This window comes from Streptomyces thermovulgaris, assembly GCF_002155915.1.
Classification (GTDB): Bacteria; Actinomycetota; Actinomycetes; order Streptomycetales; family Streptomycetaceae; genus Streptomyces; species Streptomyces thermovulgaris.
On sequence record NZ_MUME01000523.1, the window covers coordinates 1 to 1,840 of the forward strand.

Annotated in this window: 1 protein-coding gene and 1 pseudogene; both read left to right on the forward strand. The window is 74.0% G+C overall.

Going from position 1 to position 1,840, the window contains the following annotated elements; genetic code table 11:
- Positions 1 to 308, forward strand: a pseudogene (locus tag CCN35_RS27025) (hypothetical protein); the annotation flags it as partial.
- A 148-nt stretch (positions 309 to 456) separates the two neighbouring features.
- Positions 457 to 1,239, forward strand: a complete 783-nt coding sequence (locus CCN35_RS27030) for a FadR/GntR family transcriptional regulator (RefSeq protein WP_067397735.1) — start codon at positions 457 to 459, stop codon at positions 1,237 to 1,239.
- The last annotated feature ends 601 nt before the right edge of the window (positions 1,240 to 1,840 follow it).

The following is a 1,840-nucleotide window of genomic DNA, read 5'->3' on the forward strand; positions in this document are numbered from 1 at the left end:
AGGTGTGTATGAGAAACAGTCCCCGCACCGAGCGCACCGCCCGCACGCCCTCCCGCTACGGGGTGCGGGAGGACCGGCCGCAGCCCCAGCAGCGGTGGCTGCCGGAGATGTGGAACGGCCGGGAGTGGCAGCTGTGCGGAACCCCGCGCCGGGACCGGCGCGAGGCGGAGCTGTTCATCGCCGCCCAGCGCCGGGCGCCCCGCGCCGCGACGGCCTACCGGCTCGTGCACGAGTTCACCGACTACGAGGTGGTACGGATCTGGGGCCACCCCGTGCGGACCGACATCGAGCCGCTGGGCGGCCCCTAGTACCGCGACGGTGCTTGCCGTGGCCGGTGGCCGCGGCGTGTGGTCCGGGGGTGGGGCGGGGGTATTTATCATGGCCGGATGGCCGCGCTCGGTGCATGAGGGTGCGGGTGTGACAGGTCGGGTTGCGGCTGGTGGGAGCACAGTGGCGATGGCAGTGCCGGAGCGCCGGTCGACGGGTGCGCGAGAGGGCGGCGGGGCGTTCCGCATCGAGCCGGTGTCCCGGGTCGCGGACCGGGTCGCGGAGCAGATCCGCTCCTACATCGTGGACGAGGATCTGGCCGAGGGGGAGCGGCTGCCCAGTGAGCGGCGGCTGGCGGAGCTGGTGGGCAGTTCCCGTCCGACGGTCAGTCAGGCGTTGCGGTCGCTGGCGGTGCAGGGGCTGGTGACGATCCGGCCGGGTTCCGGTGCGTACGTGCTGCGCCGGCCGGCGAGCATGGTGGACACGAGCATTGAGCTGATGCTGCGTCTGGAGCCCGATTCGGTCGGGGAGGCGGCGCATCTGCGGTTCCTGCTGGAGCTGACGGCGGGGCGGCAGGCGATCGCGCACCGGGCCGGGGACCTGGAGCCGCTGGAGCGGGCGCTGGAGGGTCTGCGGCAGGCGCGGGGGAGTGCGGCGGAGTGGATCGCGGCCGACACGGTGTTCCATGTCGAGGTCGTGCGCCTGGCCGGCAACCGGTTTCTGACGAGCCTGTTCTCCAGCGTGCACACCGCGCTGGTGGAGAAGGCGTACGAGCGGTGGGTGACCGGCAAGCAGGTGCCGAGCTGGCTGACGGGCGAGGGGTTCGAGGAGCAGATCGCTTTGCACGAGCCGATGGCGCAGGCGCTGGCGCAGGGCCGGCGCCGGGAGTTCGAGCGTGCCGCGATCGCCCACCAGCGTGCGCTGCTGGAGCACATGGACTTGCACCTGCCCGACTGGGACCGCGGCCTGTAGCCCGCCGTGCGCCCGCGTGTGCGCGGGCCGGCCCCGCCGTATCCCTCGCCGGCAGGGGATACGGGACGGTTCCCGCTGCCGGGAAGCGCAAGCCCCCGCACCCGCAGCAGCCGGGAACAGCCCCGCTGCCCGTCCCCTTTTCCGGTTTTCCGGGCAGGCCGATCCCCTGACAGGCGGAAGCGGCAGAACGTCTCACCGCGCCCCCGGTCCGCCCGGCCCGCGTGTCCGGCCGCGGCATGCGACGCCCGTGGTCCGGCGGTGTCCGGCAGCCGTGCCGCGCGGCGGGAACACCGAGGCGCTTCTCGCACAGTTCACCCCCGGCGCGGTCGTGTCCCCCTCGGCCTCCTGCCGGGAGGGTGCTGCCAAAGCGGCGTGCCGGAGGACCGGCCGTGAAGGACCGCGGGACGCGGGGACGAACGGCGGAGCCGGCGGGAGCAGACCGGTTTCCGGGGGCCTGCTCCCGCACCGCCCCCTGTCACCTGCTTCACGGCTGCGCCTGCGAGGCCTGCGGCTCCCGGGCCCGGCACGGCGTCGTTCCTCTTGCCGCGGTTGATGATCCTGCCGGTGCCGTCGGGCCCCGGCGGCACCGGCAGGATCATCA